The organism is Streptococcus sanguinis, assembly GCF_003943735.1.
Taxonomy (GTDB): domain Bacteria; phylum Bacillota; class Bacilli; order Lactobacillales; family Streptococcaceae; genus Streptococcus; species Streptococcus sanguinis_E.
This window is the reverse complement of the sequence record NZ_RJMV01000029.1, coordinates 1-1,116: the sequence shown is the minus strand read 5'-3', so window position 1 is coordinate 1,116 and position 1,116 is coordinate 1. Positions and strand designations below refer to the sequence as shown.

The 1,116-nt window shown below is 28.7% G+C and carries 1 protein-coding gene; it reads right to left on the bottom strand.

Annotation, left to right across the window (positions count from 1 at the left end; genetic code table 11):
* Window positions 1-1,034: YobI family P-loop NTPase (locus D8877_RS12205; protein WP_446677726.1), on the bottom strand; the 1,034-nt coding region annotated here is incomplete at its 3' end.
* Between the last annotated feature and the right edge of the window lie 82 nt (window positions 1,035-1,116).

Here is a 1,116-nt window from a genome sequence, read left to right as displayed (position 1 = left end):
ATAAATTCCTTTTCTTCTTTTGTAATTTTATTATCATAGAAATAGGTCAGATAATCTTGATATGTTTCATCAATGTAAGTATTTCTTATTAAAAAAGGAATAATAGCAAATTGTGGATTTTCTTTAATTGATTCTGAATACAGACTATCAAAATTCTCAATCTGAATCGAGGATTCATAAACATCTGACAATCTGAATCTATCCAACTCATATAGTTCATTTTGTAACGATTTAAGTTTATCATTTAAACGAGGCAAATTTCGTTTATTCTTAGTGTTTTTTAGACGCTCTTGAAATTCTGCACTATTTTTATTAGGAAATACTGAATCAAGAGTTTCCTCAATACTAGACTGATTGTAATGAGCATCATAAAAATTACTAAAAGAAGTAATTTTGCTGTCTTCTTTCAGCAACTCCATGATAAATTCATGATAGGAGGAGAACTTTGCTTGGCTCTTTCCATTTACTTCAATCACTGATTTACCTTCAGGGATTTGAAAATTTAGACCGTACAATTCAACCTCATCCCTCAGCTGCTCTGTTTGTGCATTTTCAATCTCTTTCTCCAATAATTGAATTTTTTCCGATAATTCATTTTTTCGTTCTTCTAACTGTTCATCTTTTGAATGTAACAATTCATATAAATACCCTTGATTCTTTTGTAAAAGAGAGAAATCTTTAGGGAAGATATTTTTGTACACTATCATTGAAAATACTTTTTTAGGATTTAATTTCGGAGTACTCAATGATTCTTTGTAGGTCAGATACTCATTACAAATATTATTAATCAGGCGCATATCATCAAGGTATAATGAGATATTAAATAAAAATTTTTCATCCAATCCCTCACCAAGTTCCATATCTTCTAATATTTCTATTAATTTATCATAGGAATTTGAAGTAGTGACAACAGGAACTACCGGAATAATAAAATCAAAAAACTTTGTTCGCTCTTGTGACTCGAGCAAATCATCTTTGACAAGATAGAAAAATACTAATTTAGATTCTCCACACACTTTCCTTTTTCTATTGATAACAATATTTAATTCCTTAATTTTTTCAAATATTCTTGAATCATTGAATCGTTCAATGTTGAATCATTGAATCGTTCAATGT